Annotated in this window: 17 protein-coding genes and 5 pseudogenes; 13 read left to right on the plus strand and 9 right to left on the minus strand. The window is 58.6% G+C overall.

Features of this window, described 5'->3' with window-relative positions:
• Positions 1-31: 31 nt before the first annotated feature.
• A complete protein-coding gene (locus tag CCGE525_RS26240) occupies positions 32-1,066 on the plus strand; it encodes an AraC family transcriptional regulator (protein WP_120707234.1) in 1,035 nt (344 codons plus the stop codon).
• Between the two features lie 189 nt (positions 1,067-1,255).
• Positions 1,256-2,107 (plus strand): SDR family NAD(P)-dependent oxidoreductase, encoded by an 852-nt coding sequence (locus CCGE525_RS26245; RefSeq protein ID WP_120707235.1) that lies wholly within the window; start codon positions 1,256-1,258, stop codon positions 2,105-2,107.
• An 88-nt stretch (positions 2,108-2,195) separates the two neighbouring features.
• Here CCGE525_RS26245 and CCGE525_RS26250 read toward each other — a convergent pair whose 3' ends face one another.
• Positions 2,196-2,747 carry an SAM-dependent methyltransferase gene (locus CCGE525_RS26250; RefSeq protein ID WP_120707236.1) on the minus strand — a complete coding sequence of 184 codons (552 nt, stop codon included), beginning with the start codon at positions 2,745-2,747 and terminating at the stop codon, positions 2,196-2,198.
• A 162-nt stretch (positions 2,748-2,909) separates the two neighbouring features.
• Here CCGE525_RS26250 and CCGE525_RS26255 point away from each other — a divergent pair.
• Positions 2,910-3,407: pseudogene (locus CCGE525_RS26255) on the plus strand (NAD(P)-dependent oxidoreductase).
• A gap of 363 nt (positions 3,408-3,770) precedes the next feature.
• Here CCGE525_RS26255 and ftsZ read toward each other — a convergent pair.
• The 3 genes from ftsZ to CCGE525_RS26270 form a co-directional block, all read right to left on the minus strand.
• Positions 3,771-4,775 (minus strand): cell division protein FtsZ, encoded by a 1,005-nt coding sequence (gene ftsZ, locus CCGE525_RS26260; protein WP_120707237.1) that lies wholly within the window; start codon positions 4,773-4,775, stop codon positions 3,771-3,773.
• A gap of 62 nt (positions 4,776-4,837) precedes the next feature.
• A complete protein-coding gene (gene fabF, locus CCGE525_RS26265) occupies positions 4,838-6,136 on the minus strand; it encodes a beta-ketoacyl-ACP synthase II (RefSeq protein WP_120707238.1) in 1,299 nt (432 codons plus the stop codon).
• A 186-nt stretch (positions 6,137-6,322) separates the two neighbouring features.
• On the minus strand, positions 6,323-6,910 hold the full coding sequence (locus tag CCGE525_RS26270) for a TetR/AcrR family transcriptional regulator (RefSeq protein WP_120708637.1): 588 nt from the start codon (positions 6,908-6,910) through the stop codon (positions 6,323-6,325).
• Positions 6,911-7,009: 99 nt separating this feature from the next.
• Here CCGE525_RS26270 and CCGE525_RS26275 point away from each other — a divergent pair, with 99 nt between their 5' ends.
• Genes CCGE525_RS26275 through CCGE525_RS26285 form a run of 3 tightly spaced genes read left to right on the plus strand, consistent with a single transcriptional unit; the run spans position 7,010 to position 12,022 of the window.
• Positions 7,010-8,131, plus strand: a complete 1,122-nt coding sequence (locus tag CCGE525_RS26275) for an efflux RND transporter periplasmic adaptor subunit (protein ID WP_120707239.1) — start codon at positions 7,010-7,012, stop codon at positions 8,129-8,131.
• On the plus strand, positions 8,128-11,238 hold the full coding sequence (locus CCGE525_RS26280) for an efflux RND transporter permease subunit (protein WP_120707240.1): 3,111 nt from the start codon (positions 8,128-8,130) through the stop codon (positions 11,236-11,238). Before CCGE525_RS26275 ends, CCGE525_RS26280 begins: the two co-directional genes overlap by 4 nt.
• 25 nt (positions 11,239-11,263) lie before the next feature.
• Positions 11,264-12,022, plus strand: coding sequence for a TetR/AcrR family transcriptional regulator (locus CCGE525_RS26285; RefSeq protein WP_245472306.1), 759 nt, complete (start codon positions 11,264-11,266; stop codon positions 12,020-12,022).
• Positions 12,023-12,137: 115 nt separating this feature from the next.
• Here the strand turns inward: CCGE525_RS26285 and CCGE525_RS26290 are convergent, their stop codons facing one another.
• Entirely contained in the window at positions 12,138-12,584 is a 447-nt protein-coding gene (locus tag CCGE525_RS26290) for a PaaI family thioesterase (protein WP_245472307.1), read from the minus strand.
• 395 nt (positions 12,585-12,979) lie between these two features.
• Between CCGE525_RS26290 and CCGE525_RS26295 the strand changes: the two genes are divergently transcribed.
• Complete coding sequence (locus CCGE525_RS26295) at positions 12,980-13,789, plus strand: oxidoreductase (RefSeq protein ID WP_120707243.1); 810 nt, start codon at positions 12,980-12,982, stop codon at positions 13,787-13,789.
• 162 nt (positions 13,790-13,951) lie between these two features.
• Here CCGE525_RS26295 and CCGE525_RS26300 read toward each other — a convergent pair.
• A pseudogene (locus tag CCGE525_RS26300) lies at positions 13,952-14,383 on the minus strand (substrate-binding domain-containing protein); the annotation flags it as partial.
• A pseudogene (locus CCGE525_RS26305) lies at positions 14,346-14,714 on the minus strand (IS66 family transposase); the annotation flags it as partial. The pseudogenes CCGE525_RS26305 and CCGE525_RS26300, both read right to left, overlap by 38 nt.
• Positions 14,715-14,843: 129 nt before the next feature.
• Here CCGE525_RS26305 and CCGE525_RS26310 point away from each other — a divergent pair.
• Entirely contained in the window at positions 14,844-15,119 is a 276-nt protein-coding gene (locus CCGE525_RS26310; protein WP_120707244.1) for a type II toxin-antitoxin system ParD family antitoxin, read from the plus strand.
• On the plus strand, positions 15,100-15,450 hold the full coding sequence (locus CCGE525_RS26315) for a type II toxin-antitoxin system RelE/ParE family toxin (RefSeq protein WP_205587517.1): 351 nt from the start codon (positions 15,100-15,102) through the stop codon (positions 15,448-15,450). Before CCGE525_RS26310 ends, CCGE525_RS26315 begins: the two co-directional genes overlap by 20 nt.
• Before the next feature lie 88 nt (positions 15,451-15,538).
• Here the strand turns inward: CCGE525_RS26315 and CCGE525_RS26320 are convergent.
• Positions 15,539-15,724 (minus strand): annotated as a pseudogene (locus CCGE525_RS26320) (nucleotidyl transferase AbiEii/AbiGii toxin family protein); the annotation flags it as partial.
• 30 nt (positions 15,725-15,754) lie between these two features.
• On the opposite strand from CCGE525_RS26320, the pseudogene CCGE525_RS26325 reads away from it, so the two are divergent.
• Positions 15,755-15,928, plus strand: a pseudogene (locus tag CCGE525_RS26325) (transposase domain-containing protein); the annotation flags it as partial.
• Here the strand turns inward: CCGE525_RS26325 and CCGE525_RS26330 are convergent.
• Positions 15,909-16,142: a DUF6429 family protein gene (locus tag CCGE525_RS26330; RefSeq protein ID WP_120707247.1), complete on the minus strand. Its 234-nt coding sequence runs from the start codon at positions 16,140-16,142 to the stop codon at positions 15,909-15,911. The pseudogene CCGE525_RS26325 and the gene CCGE525_RS26330 overlap by 20 nt on opposite strands.
• A gap of 1,230 nt (positions 16,143-17,372) precedes the next feature.
• Here CCGE525_RS26330 and CCGE525_RS26340 point away from each other — a divergent pair.
• From CCGE525_RS26340 to CCGE525_RS26350, 3 genes are all read left to right on the plus strand, one after another.
• On the plus strand, positions 17,373-18,257 hold the full coding sequence (locus tag CCGE525_RS26340) for a helix-turn-helix domain-containing protein (RefSeq protein ID WP_120707249.1): 885 nt from the start codon (positions 17,373-17,375) through the stop codon (positions 18,255-18,257).
• A 246-nt stretch (positions 18,258-18,503) separates the two neighbouring features.
• Complete coding sequence (locus tag CCGE525_RS26345) at positions 18,504-18,923, plus strand: hypothetical protein (RefSeq protein WP_120708638.1); 420 nt, start codon at positions 18,504-18,506, stop codon at positions 18,921-18,923.
• A 59-nt stretch (positions 18,924-18,982) separates the two neighbouring features.
• Positions 18,983-23,551 (plus strand): YadA-like family protein, encoded by a 4,569-nt coding sequence (locus CCGE525_RS26350; protein ID WP_425375918.1) that lies wholly within the window; start codon positions 18,983-18,985, stop codon positions 23,549-23,551.
• Positions 23,552-23,554 lie beyond the last annotated feature (3 nt).

Here is a 23,554-nt window from a genome sequence, read left to right on the forward strand (position 1 = left end):
CTTTATGCGCATTCCGAAAAGGCCAACCCGGATGACGGCAATACCGGCGGATAAATGCAGGGTTCCTCAGGCATTCTGGCGTGCGGTCGAGAGGATCGGTTTACCGCCGTCTGCGGTCCTACGTCAGGCCCGGCTTCCCGGCACGCTGCATCTGGGCGAGAACGGCATGGTGACGACGGCGCAGTATTTCGCGATATTCCGGGCGCTTGAAGAGCTGGCGCCGGAGCATGCCCTCGGGCTTCGGCTGGTCCGCGAAGCCGATACCGCCGTCCATCCACCGTCCACTTTGGCGGCTTTTCATGCCAGGGATTATCGCGATGGTCTCTACCGTGTCGCGCGCTTCAAGCGTCTCTGCACCCCCGAGCAGTTGAGTTTCAGCGAGGAGAATGGTGAAGTCTCAATCACGAGTAACTGGATTCACGCGACCGAGACGGAACCGGGCATCGCCACGGATGTCGCCTTTGCGTTCCTGGTTGAACTCGGCCGCCGTGGCACCGGCCAGCCCCTGACTCCTATCCGGGTCGAGTTCATGCGTGCCGGCCCAAAGAGCGATCTCTATCGGCTCTTCTTCGGATGCCCCATCCGATATAGGGCGCCACGCAACAAGCTTGTCCTGAAGTCCGCCGATCTTGACCGGCCCTTTCCGGGGCACAACCCCGAGCTCCTGGATATCCTCACGCCTGCGCTTGCCGCTGCCATGGGTGAACTGGAGGCGCGGAGTTCCGTCGGTGACCAGGTCAAGGTCGTGCTGAAACGAAGTCTGGCAAGCGGGCGGCCGGAGCTGTCGCAGATCGCCCGGGATCTCAATATGAGCGAACGAACGCTCCAGCGCCGCATCACCGACGAGGGCAAGACGTTCCGCGAGCTTCTGTCGGAAGCGCGCCAGGAACTGGGACGGCAACTCCTCTCCAATCCATCCACTGACATCGACGAGGTAGCGTGTCTGCTGGGCTATCAGGATCGTAGTTCCTTCTATCGTGCGTTTCACGACTGGGAGGGGCTGACACCATTGCAATGGCGTGAATTGAACGGGCGTGACACTCCCGCAGCCCACTCCTTGCATTGATGCCGATCGGAGTGGACGCGCTCCATTCCCAGCGCCGAACCGTGAAACAATCTCCAGTATCAAACAGACGAAATCCTTGGCGCCTTGCGCAATTCGATTGGCGCCGCCGGCGACTGCGCCGGCACGCCCTCGCTGGTACCAAAAGGTGCCGGGGCATCCGAAGCAAGCAATCAAGTTAAGGAGATTAGAATGTCTGACAAAGTCTGGTTCATCACCGGCGCCTCACGAGGCTTCGGTCGTATCTGGGCGGAAGCTGCCCTCAACCGCGGTGACAAGGTCGCAGCGACGGCACGCTCGCTCGAAAGTGTCGCCGATCTCGCCGTTCGGTATGGCAATACGGTTCTGCCGCTCGCCCTTGATGTCACCGATGCCAATCAAGTTCGTGGCGTCGTGGAACGCGCACATCGCCATTTCGGCAGACTGGATGTCATCCTGAACAACGCCGGCTACGCGCTGGTCGGTGCAGTCGAGGAAACGGCCGAAGCCGACATCAAGGCGGAATTCGAAACCAACTTCTTCGGCACGCTTCGCGTGATCCAGGCCGCTCTGCCGCTGCTGCGTAAGCAGGGGAACGGCCATATCATCGGCGTTTCCAGTGTCGCTGGCCTGGTCGCGAGCCCGATCATCGGGTTCTATCACGCCTCCAAATGGGCGTTCGAGGCGATGCACGAAAGTCTTGCACAAGAAGTCGCCGGCTTTGGCATCAAGGTGACGATGCTGGAGCCCGGCGCCTATGCGACCGGCTTCTCCAGCCAAACGTCTCTAAGAGTCTCGGCAGGTCTTGATGCTTACACGGACCTCAGGGCCAGCATCTTCGCGCGTGCGGCCAACATCGCTTTTGGCGATCCCGAGGCAACGGTGGATGCCGTTCTGAAGATCGTCGACATGGAGGCTCCGCCGCTTAGACTGTTCCTTGGCACCGAAGGGCTTCCGGTCGTACAATCTGCCTATTCGGCACGTCTCGCAACCTGGGAAGCATGGGAAAGCGTCTCGAACGCAGCTCAGGGTCAGCCTAAGACGCGGGAAATCGCTTCTCCGTGAATGCCGCGGAGTTTTCGGATACCTTCTTTGTCCGCGTCTAAGGCGCAATCCTGGCGGCGACCTGAAATAGGTCGCTGCCGGGAGGTTCTTAAACTTTGCGGGCGGGCCAGGAATAGAGTGCTGCACCGCCCCGCAGCCCTGGTCCTTCCCGCGATGCTTCGACCTGCCGGTCGCGAAACCAGAATGTCAACGAAACCACTGGCGTTCCGTCTTTGAGCATTTTGTCGAGGAAGCTGCCGATCTTTTGCATCGGCTTGATCATGAGATAACACGTCACGGCGTCCGCATCACTTATATCCTGGTCGAAGAAATTCCCCCAGCGGATGGTCACGTTTTCGAAGCGGCGCATCCTCAGCTTGGAGAACAAGTATGGCACGGGCGAAATCTCGATTCCGCGGATCTCTGCATCCGGAAACGCGTGGGCAAGTGCGATGGCCATGGAGCCCCAACCGCTCCCGAGCTCGTAGATGATCGCGCCCATCGGCAAATTCGCATTCCGCAGCAGTTCGATGACGTCGGCAATTTCACTCGAGCTGGAGGGTACTGGTGGAACACCCGTCAGACCATGAAAGAGCAGAATCGAAAGACATAGCGATAATACAGCTATTCCGGGAATTAGCGACGAAAGATCTAGCGTCATTTACGCAAACCTCGCTCCATTTTCTAATTAGCGGTCAACGGCCGGATACGGCTGCCCATCGGAAATATGATGGAAATCGCAAGAAATTGGCCACTCGGCAGTGGCCTCAGCCGCCACGATGATGGCCCGTCGCGCCAAAAGAGTGCGGGTGGTTCGGGGGACTTGTCCGAAACCGCGTTCCTGCGGGATGCCATTCGTGGCTCTGATGCCGTGCTCTCCGCTCTGGGACCGTCTTCCGTTCCGCATCCCAAGGATCTCCCGATCACCCGTGCGATAGAAGCGATCATCGCCGCTATGAGGCAGGAGGACATAACGCGCCTGATCGCTGTTTCCACCGGTACCGCCGTCGATCCGGGGGATGGTTCCGATTAGGAGATCTGGCTTCCCACCCTGGCGATCAGGTACGCAACGCGCAGTACTCACGATGACATCATTGGGCTGGCGAAGGCGATACGGAACTCGAATCTGGATTGGACCATGGTTCGTATAGCCATCTTAAAGAGCGATCCTGCTTTCAGGCGCATCAACATCGGCTTGTATGGCCACACGAAGCATTCCTGGACGGTCAATCGCGAGGATCTTGCAATCTTCAAGCTGGATCAAATCTCGCAGGGTGATTTCGTGCATCAGGCGCCCGGTATCAGTTCGCGCAAGATTTGATCCCCTGAGAGCTGACCTGCGGCTCGCGCCAATTTCAACCAAAAAATTGCGAAGCCGAGCGGAGGGCATTGCCAAACCCCACTATCATGGACAGCAATGCGGCGTCGGTGATGCCGACGATTGTCATTTCTATTTCTGCAGACAGCTGAAGACCTCGACAAGCGCGGAGAAGGCGGAGCATCGATGACGCCGGATGGGTAGGGTAGTCGTCGGAAGGAAATGGAGTGACCGAATGAGTTCGCGCTTCGGCAATAGCGGTGATCGAAAATCGGACCCGACAATTTAGCTTCCGCTTGAAAAACCGAATGCAATAAAATCGAACGCTACATGACTCCCGGCTTCATCCCGGCGATATCAAGAGCGTCATGCCCTCCGTTCCATAAGGGAGATCACTTCTGCCGGTTGTCGCAACCCGCTTGCGACGACAGAAACCCTCAGTCGTCCTTCAAGTGTTTCGTTGAAAGTCGCGCCGACGACGATGTTTGCGTCAGCGTCGACTTCCTCGCGGACACGTGTGGCTGCTTCGTCAACGTCAAAAAGCGTCATGTCCGGACCGCCGGAGATCGAGACGAGCAGTCCTCTCGCTCCCCTGACCGACGTGTCGTCGAAAAGCGGATTGGCAATCGCTGCCTCCGCAGCGACTCTGGCGCGGCCGTCCCCTGCCGCTTCGCCTGTGCCCATCACCGCTCGACCCATATCGCGCATCACCGACCTTACGTCAGCGAAATCCAGATTGATCAACCCTTCCTTGACGATCAGGTCGACAACGGAGCTGACGCCCGCGTGAAGAACGCGATCGGCCATTTCAAAGGCGTCGGCGAAGGTTGTCTTAGCATCGGCTATTCGGAAAAGGTTCTGATTGGGAATTACGATCACAGTGTCGGCGCTTTCGCTGAGACGCTCAATCCCCTGCCGTGCCGTCCGCATTCGATGTGTACCCTCGAAGGCGAACGGCATGGTGACGACACCGACTGTCAGCATGCCCGCCTTTCGCGCAGCCCGAGCAATGACGGGCGCTGCCCCTGTTCCAGTGCCGCCTCCCATGCCCGCGGTGACAAAACACATGTGCGTCCCGGCCAGGTGGTCCATAATCTCATCGACCGTTTCCTCCGCTGCCGCCTGTCCGATCTCGGCCAGAGATCCGGCGCCAAGCCCTTCGGTGACCGTCAGGCCAAGCTGGATACGCCGCGGTGCCTTCGACGTCGACAGAGCCTGGGCATCGGTGTTTGCAACGATGAATTCTACCCCCGCCAGATTCTGTGTGATCATATTGTTGACAGCATTGCCTCCGCCGCCACCGACGCCAATGACGGCAATCCTTGGCTTGAGGTGCGTTATGTTCTGGATAGTAACCTCCGTTGGTTTCATGGAAGGTCAGCTCCTGGGCAAAGATAAAGGTTTCATGATGCTGCGAAGGTGGTGATGAACCATCACCCGATGGAGGATGTCCGACGACTGCTTTCCGTCGGCCAGCGTCGAAAAAGTGCGCTGGCATTGACGCCGCCAAAACCGAAGCCGTTGGATATCGCGTATTCAGCGTCCAGACGGCTCGCTTTGTTTGCGACAAAATCGATCCCGCTCGCTTCGGCATCCGGTGTATTCAAGTTCAGGGTCGGCGGCGCGACCTGGTTCTTGAGCGCCAAAATCGTGAAGATGGCTTCAAGCCCCCCGGCCGCGCCAAGCAGGTGTCCGGTTGCCGACTTCGTTCCACTGACGGCGACAGACTTTCCGTCGCCAAATAGACTCTTGATGGCTCTGATTTCTCCGAGATCTCCCACCGGTGTTGAGGTGGCATGTGCGTTCAGATGACCCACGTCATGAGGGGCCACGCCGGCTTGCGCGATGGCAAGCTCCATTGCTCTGCGCGCTCCGCTTCCGTCTTCGGGACCGGAGGTGATGTGGTGGGCGTCGGCTGTCGTGCCGTATCCAACGAGTTCGGCAATCGGGGTGGCACCGCGAGCAAGAGCGTGGCTCAGTGCTTCGATCACGAGTATGCCCGCTCCTTCGCCCATGACGAAGCCGTCACGCGACGTGTCGAAGGGACGCGAGGCCTTGCTCGGCGTTTCGTTGAAACCGGTCGACAGCGATCTTGCTGCGGCGAAACCGCCAAGACTGACGATGTTCATGCAGGCTTCTGTTCCGCCGCAAATGGCAATGTCGGCTTCATTGGATCGAATAAGCCTGGCGGCATCGCCGATCGCCTGAACGCCAGCAGCGCATGCCGTCACGGGCGCGCCGAGGGGACCTTTGAAGCCGTGGCGGATAGAGACTTGCCCGGCTGCGAGATTGACGAGGAAGGACGGAATGGTGAAGGGCGAAAGGCGGCGCACACCGCGTTGATCGACGGTGCGGACGGCCTCCGTTATTGCCGGAAAGCCACCGATGCCGGACGCGATGATCGTCGCGGTTCTGAGCCTGTCTTCATGCGACGCCGGCTTCCAGTTTGCCTGCGTCAGGGCCTCTTCCGCGGCTGCCAGCGCGAAGATGATAAACCGGTCGACCTTGCGTTGATCCTTTGGCGGCATGATCGTATCCGGATCGAAACCTCCCTCGGGGTCTTCTGCTAGAGAGGGGACCACGCCTCCGACTTTCGAAGGCAGATCTCCGACCACATCGTCACCCAGTCGCCGAATGCCGCTTTGGCCCGCGAGAAGGCGCGACCAGGAAATATCGACATTTGCTCCAAGGGGGCTGACGGCTCCCATACCTGTGACAACGATGCGACGCATCTATTTTCCACCTGTCTTCGCATTAAAAATTGGTTTGCAATCAGTGTCCCGACCGACAACGGACAACGGGTCGGGGCCTGCTCAGAACATGCAGCTTACTCAAAGAGCTAAGACGCCTCACCCGACGCCAGCGGCGGCTAGATCTCGGCCCATGTCAGCGCGGGTTCCCTGAGCCCGACATAGCCATCAGGCATCATTGTCGCGATGCGCAATACGCCTGACTTCACCAGTGGCTGCGTCGAGCACGCCTTGCGACAACTTCTCATCCTCGATGATGCGGGATAGCGTGACGGCACCCACCATCAAAGACAGTATCGCCATCGCTTTATCGCTGGGACGTGCGCTGCTGGCGTCACCCATCAGTTCGTCCAGCACCTCGAAGTGAGCGCGAATACCATCCTCAAATGGACGCCTGACCTCATCGCTTTGCCGAGCAGCATCCGCTCCCAGCGCCGCCAGGGGGCAACCTTCCGCCTTCTCACCTCTGTGATCCTTGGAAAGATAGAATGCCATGACAGCTTCCAAGGGATCGGAGGCATCTGCGGCCGCGGTCGACCATCTTCTTGTGGCGCTTTCCAACGCGCGCCTTGATGCAAGTGCGGCAAGGTCGTCCTTCGACGCGAATTGTTTGTAGAACGCGCCCTGGGTGAGGCCGGCCCCCTTCATCAAGTCCTTCAGCCCGATCCCATCGAATCCATGCTCCCGGAAGAGCCGACTTGCCGCGTTGATTACCGCTTCGCGATTTGCCTCTGCCTGAGTCCGACTGACTCTCATATCGATCTCCATTTAGATTTCACTTGACATCTATAACACATTTAGAGTTAGATCGCAATCTAAATTAACCGCTGCACCCGTCAACGAGGGTCAAATGACATGAATCGCAAAATTCTCCTCGCCTCCGCGGGCATACTGGTCGCCGCTGGCGCCACCGCATTCGTTCTCCTTGCCGAGTCCTCGGACGGAAGAGCGCAAGCCGCAGATCCCCGCGTCGCGCCGCCGCTCGTCAGTTTGGTGGATGCGAAGAGGCCGGACACAACGGTACGCACCTTCACCGGCACGATCGCTGCTCGGGTGCAAAGTAACTTGGGATTTCGTGTGCCCGGCAAGATCATGCAGCGTTACGTAGATGTCGGCGAGCAGGTGAAGGCGGGTCAGCCCTTGATGCGCATCGATGAGACCGATCTGCGTCTGGCGCTTGCCGCAAAACGCAATGCGGTCGCTGCGGCTCAGGCCGTCCTGACCCAGGCGCAAGCTGACGAGAGACGCTATGCCGCTTTGGTGAAAAACGGATTGGCAGCCGCTTCTCCGCAGCGCTATGAACAGGCAAAAGCAGCACTAGACACCGCAACCGCCCAGCTTGCCGCAGCGCAGGCCGACGCTAGCGTCGCCGAAAACGCTGCGACTTACTCACTGCTAGTCGCCGATACCGATGGCACCGTCGTCGAAACGCTTGGAGAGCCGGGGCAAGTGGTGACCGCTGGACAGACCGTAGTCCGGCTCGCCCAGGCGGGGCCTCGTGAGGCGTTGGTCTGGCTTCCGGAATCCGTTCGGCCTCAGATTGGAGACGTAGCCGAAGCCAGCATCTACGGCAACGAAAGCCGGCAGGACAAGGCGCGACTTCGGCAGATCTCGGACGCCGCCGATCCTCAAACCCGCACCTATGAAGCACGCTGGGTTCTGGATGGCGCCGCAGCCTCGGCGCCACTCGGCGCGACGGTCACGATCAAAATCTCCAACGATACCGGCCAGGCGCATGCGGTGGTGCCAGTCGGCGCTGTCCTTGACGACGGCAGCCGAACTGGAGTGTGGGTCTTTGACGAAAAAACGTCGACCGTCCACTTCCGCCAGGTGAAGGTCGAGAAGATGGGTGAGGAGGTCGCGGTGGTTTCCAGCCTCAAGGCGGGCGAGCCCATTGTCGCTCTTGGGGCGCATCTCCTGCAGGACGGCGCCAGCGTCCGGATCACGACAGAACAAGCAGAGGCGGCCAACCAATGAACTTCAATCTATCCGCGCTCGCGGTTCGCGAGAGAGCCGTTACGCTGTTCTTCATCGTCCTGCTTGCCGCCGCCGGCGTCTATGCCTTCGCCAAGCTCGGACGGGCGGAGGATCCCTCGTTCACCATCAAGACACTGACCGTGACAGCCGTGTGGCCGGGCGCGACAGCGCGCGAGATGCAGGATCTTGTCGCCGAGCCTCTTGAGAAGCGCCTCCAGGAGCTCACATGGTATGACCGCGTCGAGACGACCACGCGGCCGGGATACGCTTTTCTGACCGTCACGCTGAAGGACAGTACACCGCCCACAGCGGTGGAGGAGGAGTTCTATCAGGCACGAAAGAAGCTTGGAGACGAGGCGCCAAACCTGCCCCAGGGCGTTCTTGGTCCCTTTGTCAACGATGAATATTCCGACGTTAGCTTCGGTCTCTATGCTCTAAAGGCCAAGGGCATGCCGATGCGCGACCTCGTGCGTCAGGCAGAGGTGATCCGGCAGGACCTTCTGCATGTGCCCGGCGTAAAGAAGATCAACATTCTCGGAGAACGGCCCGAACAGATCTTTGTTGAATTCTCCTTTGCCAAACTGGCCACGCTCGGAATTTCGGCACAGGATATCGCGGCCGCTTTGCAGCGGCAGAATACCGTGATGCCGGCGGGATCGATCGATACGCGCGGCCCGCAGGTGTTCATCCGTTTTAATGGTGCTTACGACAGCATCCAGGCGATCGCCGACACGCCGATCGTCGCGGGCGGACGCACGCTCAAGCTCTCGGATTTTGCAGAGATTCGCCGCGGGTATGAAGATCCGGCCACCTATCTCATCCGTCACAATGGCGAACCGGCCATTATGCTTGGCGTGGTGATGCAGCAGGGCTGGAATGGCCTGGAACTCGGCAAAGCGCTGGAAGAAAGATCCGGTGCGATCGCACAGACCTTGCCGCTCGGCATGACGCTCGCCAAGGTTAGCGACCAGGCCGTCAACATCCAGGAAGCCGTCGGCGAATTCATGCTGAAATTCGCCATGGCGCTCGGCGTTGTGTTGTTCGTAAGCCTCATCAGCCTCGGCTGGCGCGTCGGTATCGTTGTCGCCCTGGCCGTTCCGCTCACGCTTGCCGTGGTCTTCCTCATCATGCTGGAGACCGGCAGGTTTTTCGACCGTATCACGCTCGGCGCGCTCATTCTGGCGCTTGGCCTTCTGGTCGACGATGCCATCATCGCCATCGAGGTGATGGTGGTGAAAATGGAAGAGGGAATGGACCGGATCAAGGCAGCCGCCTATGCGTGGAGCCATACGGCTGCTCCCATGCTGTCCGGCACGCTGGTGACGATCATCGGGCTGATGCCGGTCGGCTTCGCCCGTTCGACCGCCGGCGAATATGCCGGCAACATCTTCTGGGTGGTGGGCTTTGCCCTCATTGTCTCCTGGATCGTCGCCGTGGTCTTCACACCCTATCTCGGCGTCAAGATGCTGCCGGCGATCAAGCCGATCGATGGTGGCCATCACGCCATCTACGACACGCCGAACTATCGCCGCCTTCGTGGGATGATCGCATTTGCGGTGCGACACAAGTTCGTCACCTGCGCGGTGGTCGGCATCGCTATGGGTGTGTCCGTCGTTGGCATGGGAGCGGTCAAGCAACAGTTCTTCCCGACATCGGACCGTCCCGAAGTATTGGTGGAGGTCCGCTTACCCGAGGGCACCAGTATCGAGACGACCACGGCGACAGTCGAGAAGCTCGAAGGATGGCTGCAGAAGCAGCCCGAGGCAAAGACCGTCACGAGCTATATAGGGCAGGGCGCTCCTCGCTTCTTCTTCGCGATGGCGCCGGAATTGCCGGACCCGTCCTTTGCTAAGATCGTCGTGCTGACGCCGGACGCCGAGACGCGCGAAGCGCTGAAGCAGCGCCTCCGCGCCGCCGTCTCGGAGGGGCTCGCTCCTGAAGCCTATGTCCGCGTCACGCAGCTCGTATTCGGTCCCTACACACCATTCCCGGTCGAGTTTCGCGTCATGGGACCTGATCCCAAGAAATTGTACGAGATCTCCGAGAAAGCCCTCGACATCATGAAGGGTGTGCCGGATGTCCGTCAGGCCAATCGTGACTGGGGCAACCGCATGCCGGTGCTGCGCTTCGTTCCTGACCAGGATCGGCTGAGCCTGATCGGCCTTTCGCCGGCGGAGGCAGCCCAGCAGATGCAATTACTGTTGAGCGGCGTTCCGATCACGCAGGTTCGCGAGAATATTCGCACTGTGCCCGTCATCGCGCGCAGTGCCGGCGAAAACAGGCTTGATCCGTCAAGGCTGGCTGACTTCTCGCTGATGAGCCGGGATGGTCGACAGGTTCCGCTTGATCAGATCGGCCACTCGGAAATCCGGTTTGAAGAACCGATCCTGAAAAGGCGTGATCGAACGCCTGTCATTACAGTCCGCTCGGACATCAATGAGGCGACACAGCCTCCGGAAGTCTCGCAACAGATTCTGAAGGCGCTTCAGCCGCTGATCGCCTCGCTTCCGGTCGGGTATCGTATCGAGATGGGCGGAAACATTGAGGAATCCTTGAAGGCTAATGTTGCCCTCGTTCAGATCTTCCCGGCGATGATTGCCGCAATGCTGATCGTCATCGTCTTGCAGGTCCGTAGCCTTTCGACGATGACCATGGTGATGCTGACGGGACCGCTTGGTCTTGCTGGAGTTGTTCCCGTCCTGCTCCTCTTCCATCAACCGTTCGGCTTCAATGCCATTCTCGGACTGATCGGCCTCGCGGGGATTCTCATGCGCAACACCTTGATCCTGACCGAGCAGATCAAGGAGAACCAGGCGGCCGGTCTCGATGACTATCACGCGGTCATCGAGGCGACGGTGCAGCGGACGCGTCCGGTCATGCTGACAGCACTCGCGGCCGTCCTTGCCTTCATCCCTCTCACTCACTCGGTATTCTGGGGGTCGATGGCCTACACGCTGATCGGCGGCACGGCCGTCGGAACCGTAATGATCCTGCTCTTCCTCCCCGCTCTCTATGCCACCTGGTTCCGCATTAAGCCGACTGAGGGAGCAACTCACCATACGGAGCAAAAAGCTCCGGAACTGCAACGCGCGATGGCTGCGGAGTGACATCATGTTTAGGATGTGTACTGACGTGACTGCCCCTGACGCGAAGGCGAAAACGAACGGTTCAGCATCGATCGTCCGGGATGCTGATTGGGCCCTTAATCGACAGGAACCGGAATCTCAGGAACGAGGGCCTTATTCCTTAGCTTCGGATGAAGCAATTTTAGAGGAAGGGCGTGATCGTATCCTCGATATTGCGGAAAAATACATTCGCCATATCGGTCATCGCAAGACGACCGTTGCAGACATTGCGTCCGACCTGGGTACAAGTCGAGCGAATGTGTACCGCTTCTTTCCCACAAGGGCGGCAATCAACAATTCTGTCTGTGCGCGTATCGTCGAAAAGGTCACCGAAATTGCTTTCTCTATCGCACGGACAGACGCGGCAGCGAGTAAAAAGCTTGTTGAACTTTTGAACATCCTTCACCGGCATAGCAGAATGACGCTGATGGAAGCAAAACCCATTCACGAGCTGTTCGTCGCTGCCATGAACGAAAACTGGGCCACGATGAATGCGCATAATCAGCGTATTCGGGCGATCCTGGAGGCGATTATCCGCCAGGGTCTGCAAACGGGTGAGTTCCAGGTGGAAGATGCCGACCATGCCACAAGGGGAGTGATCACCGCATTCCTGCCGTTCTTCCATCCGGTTTTGCTTGAGCAACGTGTTCAAGAGGGGGAGGACATAGCTGAAGCAGCGCACGTGCAAATCCGCTTCATCATGCGAGCTCTCGGCAAATCCGACTGGCGGAGCGCCGAAGCATCGGAGGTGATGATAAGCGCCTAGATTTCGTCCCGGCATCCTTATCTGCAATATATGAAGGGCTTCATGACGGCGGGCCGAAGCCTGCCGCACGCCGCCGCCAAATCCCAAGTCAGTTTCGAAACTAGTTGCTCGAACATCACGTTCCGGGTCGAACGATCAGGCAGGTTGACGTGCCATGGGCATAAAGCTTGCCTTCCGAGCCTTCGATCCTGCCGTCCAAAGTAATGACCGTCCGGCCACGAGAGATCACCTTTCCGGTAATCCTTAATTCGCCGCAGTCGGCAGAAATTGGACGTACAAATTTAACCGAGGTTTCTTGCGAAGGGCAGACCTCGCCGGACATCAACGTTGTTTGTGCAGCAAGCGACATGGAAGTGTCGAGCATCGTCATGATCCATCCGCCGTGGACCGTATTCATCGTATTGAGAAAACGGGCTTCCGGCCTGGCGAGAAGCTCAACGTGACCTTCGTCCGGCGGAAAAAGTGTGAAAGGCAGCAGGTCTGCCATCGATGGGCGAGGGAGGATCCCCTGTGAAAGTCCCGTCACAAACTCCAAACCATTCATCAGCGTAGTGTCAGGCAAGGAACCGCTCCTCGTTTGCTCGATCGTCCATCGTTCATCATAGCGTCCCGCCCACGTAGCGGCCTCGAACACAAACCGACGCGGTGACGCTAAGCACGTTGCCAATGTTGCGCTGGTCACCAATTGACTGCGCAGTAGCTCTGTACACCCAACTGCGGCCGTTGCAGCCGGACCCCGGCACGTTCAAACGCGTCACTTCAATGAAAATGCTCCGAAACAGTAAGAGCTTTTCATTTTATATGTTGATCGACATCCAAAATAGAGTTAGATTGTGATCGAAATCTAACGGAACGTAGTGAGAAGCAAAATGCGGAATTTCGCCTGACAAAGGAACAGGAAATCTGATCCCGCTGAAAGCTTCCTAGCACTCGTTCGCACAAAGCTCAGGAGCATGCATGTCCAATCAGAAAGTCGTCGTTATCACCGGCGCATCATCCGGAATAGGCGAGGCCGCGGCGCGCCTTCTCGCACAAAATGGCTTCAAGGTGTTTGGGGGCGTACGCAACCCGAACCGCGTCAGTTCAATTCCCGGCGTGCGCTTCGGAACCGTTGACGTCAACGACGACACGTCGGTTGCGAACTTTGTGGAATGGGTTCTGTCCGAAGCAGGTAAGATCGACGTCCTGATCAACAATGCCGGCGTTTCGCTGCTCGGCCCTGTCGAGAATACCTCGACCGCGGAAGCTCAAAGAGTATTCGATACCAACGTGTTTGGCCCGTTGCGCATGATACGTGCCGCTCTGCCATCCATGCGAGCCGCCCGGAGCGGGCTCATAATCAATGTTAGCTCGGTTTTGGGCTTCCTGCCTGCGCCGTTCATGGGACTATATGCCAGCAGCAAGCATGCGCTTGAAGGGCTGTCTGAGTCGCTCGACCACGAGATCCGCGAGTTCAACGTGAGGGTCGTGCTGCTCGAACCCACTTTCACCAACACGAAGCTCGACGTAAACGCGGCACACACCGAGGCCCCCTTGGGCGTCTACGAAAGGCAGGCCTATGCGACTATTGAGACGGTTCAGGATCAGATCAAATCAGCGCCGTCACCGCAGGCGGTAGCCGCAAAAATCCTGGCCGCCATCAACGGTCCGTACCAAATGCGTCAACCGGCGGGCGGTCAAGCGACACTTCTCAGCCGATTGCGCAGATTCATGCCGGCGAACGCAGTCGATAAGAGTTTGCGCAAGACATTCGGCTTCGGCAGGTGAAAGGCTCTCCAAGCTTTTGCTGAAGCAACCAGATTTTACCACCGCTGGCATCGCTTCGCTTGGCACCTTCGCCGGCGACGGGCGGCAAATGGCTGATGTTGATATATTTGCGAGGTGTCGCGACTCCTCGCTGCCAATAACCCATAGTTTGATGAAGGGCGCTCAGGTCGAATTTCGGATGACCAATTTACCAGGCAATGTGACGGTCTCGGCTTCAATGGTTCCGAGGATCATGGTGATGATCGCCCGGACCATTTCATGTCGAGGCTGTTCATAGGTGGTGAGGCTGTAGGCGTGCGACCCGCCGAGCTCGTAATTGTCGAAGCCGACGATCGCGATATCTTCGGGGATGCGGAGGCCGAATTTTCCTCTGATCTCATCCATCGCCCCGAAGGCTAGGATGTCGTTCTCGCACATTAGAACGTCGGCACGATCTGCAGCCGCGGTTACGGAAAGGTAGTTTCATACGGAAATCGCGCCGGCTTCGGCGCTGTATTTCTCAGCCGAAAGATAGTCCACAGCCTGGACGTCCTTTTCGGCCCAGAACTCGGCAAAGTGCTGCTTTCGGCGAAGCGCGGTCGACAGTGCCGCCGCGCAGTAGCGACAGGAAATTCAGACGTGACTTCGATCTTGTGGTGCGAAAGACAGTAAAATTCGGGCCGCCGATGTGTGTGGCGTAAGACGGATTATGGGAATGTCGGGCGTCGGTGTCGTCGACGGTGACATAAGACGACGACACTAGACCGGCATGCAACACCGCCGCGTCCTCGGCGGCAAAGCCATCCAGTTGCCGGGTCAAAAGCCGTACGATCTGGCGTTTTGAGATGTCGAGACCAATGTCATTGAGCAATGTCGTCAGACGCGTGGTCGTTACCTGTCCTTGTGCATGCAACACTAGGCACAGCCGCTTGAGATTGGCGCCATACGGGAGCAGATCTTGTTCCGACCCCCGCTGCTTTTGCACCGCGTTGTTACTTTGTCGCCCTGATGGACATCTCCTCAGATTGACAAATGTGCTACTGAGTAGCAAACTAGACTAAAGGGAGTTAAACCGATGAGTGTCAAATCGTCGATCTCGCTGACCGACCAGCAGGATGCGTTTGCCCGTTCGCTGGTGGAGAGCGGCCGGTATTCCAGCATGAGTTCGGTTCTGCAGCAGGGCCTAGAGTTGCTTCGCCAAAAGACGGAAGCTGAGACCGTCGAAACGGCAGCGCTTCGCGAATTGGTCCAGCGGCGATTGAACGGACCGATGATTTCTGCGACGGAAATGGAAAGCCGCGTCGCGGCAATGATTGAGCGGAAGCGACGGATTGTTCGTGTGGACTCTTGAATATTCTGAGCATGCCGAACGCGATTTCGAGTTGATCTTCGATCACCTGTTCGACGCCTATGTCGAATTCGGGGACTCGCCTGACGAGGCCGTGGAGCGTACCGCTGAACGGATCCACAAATTGCGTGTCGAAATCGATCGTCTCGTCGATACGCCTTATATCGGGACTCTGCGGCCCGACATTCATCCCGGGATCCGGTTTCTTCGGCGGGACAAAGCGGCTATTTGGTTTCTACCTGTGGAACATAGACGCACAATCATTGTCGCGGCAATTTTTTACGGCGCGCAGGACCACATTAGAAATATGCTCGCACGCATGCTGGCGGGATAAGCTCCACTACAGCCCGAGGCCTTCGTCAGACTAACCCGGAAGCGGTCTCGCCGGCGCTGGTATTTGCGGGTCATTTCCGCACTCGCGTGGCCGAGCATCGATCGTCCATCCGCAAGTAAACAAGGTCGATATCGACCAAGAGCCGCGGCAGCTCTCGAATGAAGAGATTGATGGCCGTACCGCCCTTCAGGGCGAAGCACGGTTCCTGCGCAATGATAGGCAGAATGCGTATCAGGAGCCTGACTTGTCGGTAGTCGGGGCTGGCGGTGTCCACATGTCCTCCCGAACGGTTATTTTGTACTTTGCCGCCGTCATGTTGACCGTCATCACCACATGCCGCCTCAACGATGTCGACCCAAAGGCGTGGCTTGCCGATGTCTTTGCCCGCATCGCCGATCTTCCTGTCTCCCGCCTGCACGAACTGCTCCCATGGGAGTGGAAGGCACACAAAGTGACGGCTATCGCGGCGACCGCGTAAACAACTCCCGGAACAACGCTTCCGAACGCTCCAGGCCCTCATCGGTCAACACCAATGACTTCGACTTGTTGACTGGGTCGCCGATCATGCCCTTCTGGTGAAGCCGATCCGTCGTTGCCCAATCAAAACCCTTCCAGGCACAACGCTCGTTATGCAGCGTCAGCCACAACAGCGCCAAAACTGCATCGTCGATCTTGTCCTCATCTATCTCCATGAACCGACATTACCACGCGTGGCGCCCAAAATCCCGCGGTCCTGCTCGGTCCTGCTCGGATGGATACCATCGTCATTCGGCTGGACTATTTGAAACGCCAATCCGCTTTGAACATTCGGAGCGCGAAAAGTATCACCGTAAGACCTAATAGGAGGAATAACCATTCATTGTGGATCCTCATTGTGAGCGGTTCGGCCATTGCGTTGCGTGCGGTTCGCATGTTCTGAAAAGAGCTGGAGATGTGGACGTCTCGTCTAGCGTCACGGTCGTTTCGCCCCCGACAGGAGGACAACAGGCGTTTGAAACGGACGCACCTTCTTGCTCGATCTCCCACATCGTTCCAAACAGATCGCGGATTGGCGGCATCGCCGAAAGGCCGCGAATGTGCCAATTCACCTGAAGGACCATATCGCAAGAAAGGGTGCGGTCACTCAGCGCGAGTAACCAGTTCAACCTGCGTTACATCGGAGGCGTTCGGCGCAGGCGCGTCGACGCTGGTCGCAAACAATATGACGTCGCTTATGCGTTAGAAATTCTACCTCATCTTGTATCTGTAAAAGGATAGTCCATTCAACGTAGAGGGATATCATGTTGCCTATAGTGATCCAGCGCAGACCGATTGCAGCATAGCTCTAGTGTGAGTTACGCCTAATCCTGCAAGATTGCTACGCGTTGCCCCGGATTTATTTTATGTTGGGAATATGGTAGCAGATATATATTGATTGCCTTGGAGTGTTAATGGTGGAAATCAGGTTCGGTGAGCCCCCTCACGGAGAAGGCGTTGACGACATTTCGAGCGAATGCCAACGCCAGCTACATCCTATCGTTAACGAAATTGTTCGCTCTGCGGTTGCGGCCGGATGGAATCAAAAGGATGTGCTGCTCGGGCTCGTAGAGGTAGCGTGGGATCTTTACGAAAAGCGCCAAGGCGATCTGTAGCAACAGCGGTCCACCAAAACAGAGTCTTCCGTGCTTCCTAAGTGTACCAGAATAGGTCGATGACAGTGTGGCAGTTCGACCGGCCCAATGACCGGTGGCATCCCGGTTTCATTCTTTTTTTACCATGCGCACAGCCGCCCTTCCAAACCCGGGAGTTTGTACTATCTAATTGCGCGTTATCCGTTGATATGCGGCAGCGATCAGCCAGCAATGTTGGGAAATAAAATTCAATCATAGGGTGGATTTTCAGCTGCTTGTGGATATTTACTGGATTTCGTTCGGGCGGGCGGAATGAAACGTGCAGATGAGGTCCGGGAACGGGCCGATCGATATGTATTCGACATAATTCCTGAAAATGCAGGTCCAAGAAAAACCACCATGCGGGGGAGCGTGATCCATTCTGTACGCGCTCCAGGTTCACAGACGTTCCTGGCCAAGGAGCATGCCGTGGGAATTGTGTTGGAGCCCGCACGCAAATTGAGAGCGTCGCTCGGGAGCGATAGGATCACCGAGTATGATGCGCCAGCTGGCTGTATCGTGGTCAACCCTGCAGGTGTGGATAGTCGCCTTGCCTGGTCGGAAACCCGGAAAAATCTTGTCGTAGCCATACCTCCAGAAGTTCTGTCTGATTTGGCCGTTCAGGAATTCGATCTAGCCAATGTAGAGTTTGAGCCTCCTGCTTTTGGCACTGTGGACATGCGGGCTCTCGACATTGCTCAGCGGATTTCTGTCGAGCTAACTCGGAAGGCAACTCCAAATGAACTCTTTCTGGATTCATTGGTTACGTTGTTTAGTGTTCACCTCCTTCGTACTTATGCAAGCCGCATGAAACAGCCTCCGTCGCTCAGGGGAGGACTCTCTGCGAAAAGCGCTCGACGCGTGCAGGAGTATCTCCACGAACATTTTACCCAGAAGATACACGTCGCCGAGCTCGCGGCGGTCGCCGGCATTTCATCGAACCATTTCATACACAGGTTCGCCAAGACGTTTGGGATGCCGCCGCATCGATACCTGATTAACCTGCGTCTGGACTTTGCAGAAAAACTGCTTGTCGAAGGTGAGGTCCCGATTGCTGAAATTGCCTACCTGGCAGGTTTTTCGGATCAAAGCCACTTGGCGACCACCATGAAGCGGTTTCGAGGAAAAACGCCAACAGAATTGCGATTCGCGAGATAGTCTCGGGCACATCCGACGAAAATTTATTTCCATCCCAAGGGCTTATCCAACAGCGCATGGGGGCGCGCGCCCGAATCATTCATTTGCGTGCAATGGGCAAAACAGCCTGCGGTAAGTGTGGCGCTGCGGTTACACGCTGGGCCAGTTTCGCAAAAACCGTAATTTCCTAAAAACAGTCCGTAGTTTTCTAAAATACCGCAGCCCTGAATTAAGACCATGCTTGCTATGGTAACCATTCGGTGCGGTATGGACACTCAATTCCCGGAATTTGAAATCTTTGCTCCGAAAATCGAGGTGGCCTGGGCCACCTTACAACGTCAATACGCCAGCCAGATAACCGGCGCGGAACTCGATCACCTATTTGCCTGTCTCGTCTTTGGATTGACTTCTCCAGCGTATGCCGAGCGGAAACCGGCTCTTCATTTCGATATCTGCCGCGCATTGGTGGCGATGAAGCTTCCCTCCAATAGGACGGACGCTGCATTACATGCCGTTCCGGAGCCCACTCAGCCATGGGTCGAGAGCGCCCGTGAGCTGATTGAAAGCCAGGGCGCCAAGATGGGGCGCATGCTTCAAGAAACGCATCATTTCAATGACGACTCGGCCGCCGATGCGGATCCAAGCGCGCCCGGTCGTCCAGGCAACAGCGAGGACAAAGCAGCATGACGGAATGCGTTGGGGAGCATTTGCAGTTCAAATCTCGTACCGGATCTGTCGGAAGTTGGATGTTGGGGAAAACCGATAGTCGTTCCGCGCGTCGCAGGCTAATGGCAGCGCTCCGAACAGCTCATCGCGTGCTGGGTATGAAACGGCTTCGGTTGGGGTTGGGTACGCCGGCAATCGGCGGCACTGCTGGAGCGCTGCTTGTCGTCATTGGCGGCATGACCCCGCAGGCGGCGTTCGCGCAGCTTGCTATTGGTAACGGGGTTCTGACCAACACCGCGAATTGCACGACCCCCTCTGCAGGGGGGCAAAGCATAGCTATCGGCTGTGCCAGCACCGCGCCCGGTTCTGCCTCAACCGCCATCGGCTCTGGCGCCCATGTGAATGGCAACAACGGCGTGGCTTTGGGCACCGGTATCACCGCAACGGGCGATGCTTCGATCGCCATCGGTTATACGATGAGTGCCAGTGGCCTCAACGCCATAGGCATGGGTGTCTTTGCGAACGCGACGGGCGTCAATGCTCTTGCCGTGGGCGGCAACGCCCACGCACTCGCGGACGGAGCTTCAGCCTTTGGTGTCAACACCACTGCAAACGGGGCGAACGCTGTTGCCCTCGGTTCAACAGCCAGCGCCTCGGGTGGTGCCTCGGTGGCGATTGGATTGTCCTCCAACGCCTCATCTTCCAACGGTTCCGCCGTCGCCTTGGGTGTCAGCGCCAAGGCAAACGCCGGAACGGGCGGCGGTTCTCCAGTTGCCATTGGCACGAACGCCAATGCAAGCGGCACCGCTCCGGCCGGCTTCACGTTCGAGGCCGTTGCGCTGGGTTCCGGTACGAACGCCACGGGGGCATGGTCTACCGCCGTAGGTCCAACTTCATCTGCGACAGGGACCGGAGCCAGCGCCTTCGGCACGTCGGCCGGTGCAACGGCAGACCAGTCCACGGCGATCGGAAACGGGGCAACTGCTTCCGCCCTAAGGGGCTCGGCCATGGGTTACCTTGCCAAGGCCTCGAACACCGATACCATTGCCATCGGCACGTCAGCCGCCGCATCGGGGACCAACTCGCTCGCCATCGGCCCCACCACCGTTGCTTCGGGGGCTTTCGGAATCGCTTTGGGTAACCAAGCGCAAGCGCTCGCTGCCGGTGGTGGTGTTGCGATAGGTTCAGGCGCAATCGTCGCAAGCACCGCGACCTCCGGCGTCGCGCTCGGCAACAATGCGAATGCCGGTGGTGTTTTATCGGTTGCAACCGGCGCCGGTGCCAGTGCCGGCGGCGACAATTCCACTGCTACCGGGCGCCAGGCCGTCGCCAGTGGCACAAACTCCTCCTCGTACGGATCTGGAACGAATGCGGCGGGAGATAATTCACTCGCTGCCGGCGTCAGCGCCAATGCCGGCGGGGCCGGCAGTACCGCGCTCGGCATTGGCACCGCCGCCAGCGCCAGCCAATCACTCGCCGCAGGCTATCTCTCCGCGGCCAGCGGTACGAGCGCCACGGCCATCGGCCAGAGCGCCACGGCCTCCGCCACATCGGCGATCGCTGTAGGCAACAGCGCCAAGGCTGATTCCGCCGAGGCAGTCGCCATGGGCACGAATGCTGTGGCGACCGGCGGCAAGGCGGTGTCGATCGGCTCCGGCAACACCGCTTACGGCGACGGCGCGGTTGCGATCGGCGATCCGAGCTATGCCAGCGGCACCGGTGCCTTCACCGGCGGCGCCAACAACATCGCCAATAGCGACGGCACGGCGAGCGCCACCGCCGCTAATCAGGCTGCCGGCGCAGTCGCGATCGGCAACAACAACAAGGCGATCGGCCAGGGCTCGGTTGCGCTTGGTAACGGTTCCATCGCGGGCGCTTCCGGTTTTGTCGGGAACGTGGCCTTGGGTAATGGTGCAACGGCGACGGCGAGTTCCGGCGACGTAGCCCTGGGTTCGGGCTCGTCGACCCTCGCAGCGGTCGGCACCGCCAGCGCCACGATCGGCGGCAACACCTATAATTTCGCCGGTAGGACACCAACCTCGACAGTGAGTGTCGGCGCGGCGGGTGCCGAACGCACCATCACCAATGTCGCGGCGGGCAGGCTCAACAACGGTTCGACGGATGCCGTCAATGGATCGCAGCTCTTTGCGACCAACCAGCAAGTTGACCTGAACACAACCGATATTGCCAACCTGAGCAACACGATCACCAATATCAACACCGGTGGCGGCATCAAGTATTTCCATGCCAATTCTGTCCTGCCGGATTCCCAAGCCCTCGGGACGGATTCGGTTGCCGTCGGCCCGAATGCCATCGCCAACAATGCCGGTGATGTGGCCATCGGCCTGAATTCTCAGTCTGGTGCGACGACGGCGGTCTCGGGTGTTACCGTGGGAGGCAATACTTACAGCTTCGCAGGCACGACGCCGGCGGGCGCCTTCTCGGTTGGTTCCGCCGGTGCAGAGCGCCAGATCCAGAATGTTGCTGCTGGCCAGCTCAACGGCGGCTCGACCGACGCGGTCAACGGCTCACAGCTCTTTGCCACCAATCAGGCGGTCGACAGTCTTAATACGACGGTCACCACAATCGGCGGCAACCTGACCAATCTCGGCAATACGATCAACAATATTGCCGGTGACACATCGACGACCTACACCAATGCAAACGGTGAGGGCATTCGCTATGTGCGCACCAATGACAGCACCCTTGCCGTCAGCGATTCCTCTGCGCAAGGTGTCGGTTCAACTGCCGTCGGCTATAATGCCACCTCGGTCGCCGACAATTCACTAGCGCTTGGAATGAATAGCCAGGCCACCATCGTCGGTGGCGTAGCCCTTGGTTCAGGATCGGTTGCCGATCGCGCCCTGGCACCCGCCGCCGGCCAGATCGCGGCGGGACCAACGAACTTTATCCAATATAATACGACGGACAAAACTCTGTTGGGTGCGGTCTCCGTCGGTTCGAGCAGCTCCTATCGACAGATCACCAATGTCGCCGATGGTACCAGCGCGCAGGATGCCGTGACGGTTCGCCAGCTCCAGGGTGCCATCGCTTCGGTCGCGACGACGCCTAGCAAGTACTTCCATGCGAACTCGGCTGCCGGCGACTCCCTTGCCGTTGGCGCCGAGTCGGTGGCGGTAGGCCCGACGACGGTGGTCAATGGAGACAATGGCATCGGTATAGGCAATGGCGCGGTCGTCGACCAGATCGCGCCCGGCGGCACGGCCATCGGCCAGAATGCCCACGTCATGCTGGCCGATGGCGTGGCGCTCGGTACAAACTCGGTGGCTGCGGGAGTCCAATCGGTAGCATTGGGCGCCGGCGCACAGAGCAACAATATCAATAGCGTTGCTCTCGGCGCACAATCCGTGACCAGCGTGGGCGCACAGACGAACTACACCGCCTTTGCTCTTGCGAGCCCGCAAAGCTCTGTCGGCGAAGTGTCGATCGGATCGGCCGGATCGGAGCGCAAGCTGACCAATCTGGCAGCCGGTTCGGCCGACACCGACGCCGTGAATGTCAGCCAGTTGAGGGGTCTCGGCACCAATGTCACCAACTTGATCGGCGGCAATACCACAGTGAACCCGGATGGCTCGATCACCGGCCCCACCTATAACATCCAGGGCAACAATTATAGCACGGTCTACGATGCCTTCGGCGCAGTCGATAACACGTTGACCAACATCACCAATGGCGGTGGCATCAAGTATTTCCACGCCAACTCGACACTCGCTGATTCCGCTGCCAGCGGCACCGATAGCGTTGCGATCGGTCCTCAGAGCGTGGCCAGTGGAACGAACAGCCTGGCCGCGGGCAATGGAGCCGCAGCCGCAGGGCAGGGCGCGGTTGCCCTCGGCCAAGGGGCGCAAGCCAACAATGCCAATGACGTCGCTTTGGGTTCCGGTTCCGTAACGCAGGCTGCTGTCGGAACCTCCGGCACCACCATTCAGGGTCAGCACTACGACTTTGCCGGCACCGCACCTGTCGGAACGGTGAGCGTTGGTGCGCAAGGAGCTGAAAGAACCATCACGAACGTCGCTGCCGGCCGCATTTCTGCCGACAGCACCGATGCCATCAACGGATCGCAGCTTTATGCGACCAATGAGGCGATCGACAGCCTGCAGACGGGTGTCGGGACTATTACCAAGAACGCCGTCACCTATGACCTCAATCCCGATGGCAGCAAGACGAACAGCATCACGCTGCAGGGCGGTGACGTGAACGCGCCGGTGGTCATCTCCAACGTCGGCAGGGGCGTCGCGTCTACGGATGCTGTGAACGTTGCCCAATTGGGCGATAGCATCACGCAGGTCAAATCGTACACGGACACCGCTGTCGCCAATACATTGACTGCCGCCAACAACTATACGGACCAGAAATTCGGGCAACTGAACCAGCAACTCGGTGACGTAAGGTCCGAGGCGAGGCAGGCGGCCGCGATAGGGCTTGCCGCGGCATCGCTTCGCTATGATGACCGTCCCGGCAAGCTTAGCGTGGCTGTCGGTGGCGGCGTCTGGCGGGGTGAAGGGGCGCTTGCCTTCGGCGCGGGCTACACCAGCGAAGACGGCCGCATTCGCGGCAACTTGTCGGGCACGGCGGCCGGCGGACAAGTGGGCGTCGGCGCTGGCCTCAGCTTCACCTTGAATTGAGCC

It is taken from the genome of Rhizobium jaguaris (assembly GCF_003627755.1).
GTDB classification, from domain to species: domain Bacteria; phylum Pseudomonadota; class Alphaproteobacteria; order Rhizobiales; family Rhizobiaceae; genus Rhizobium; species Rhizobium jaguaris.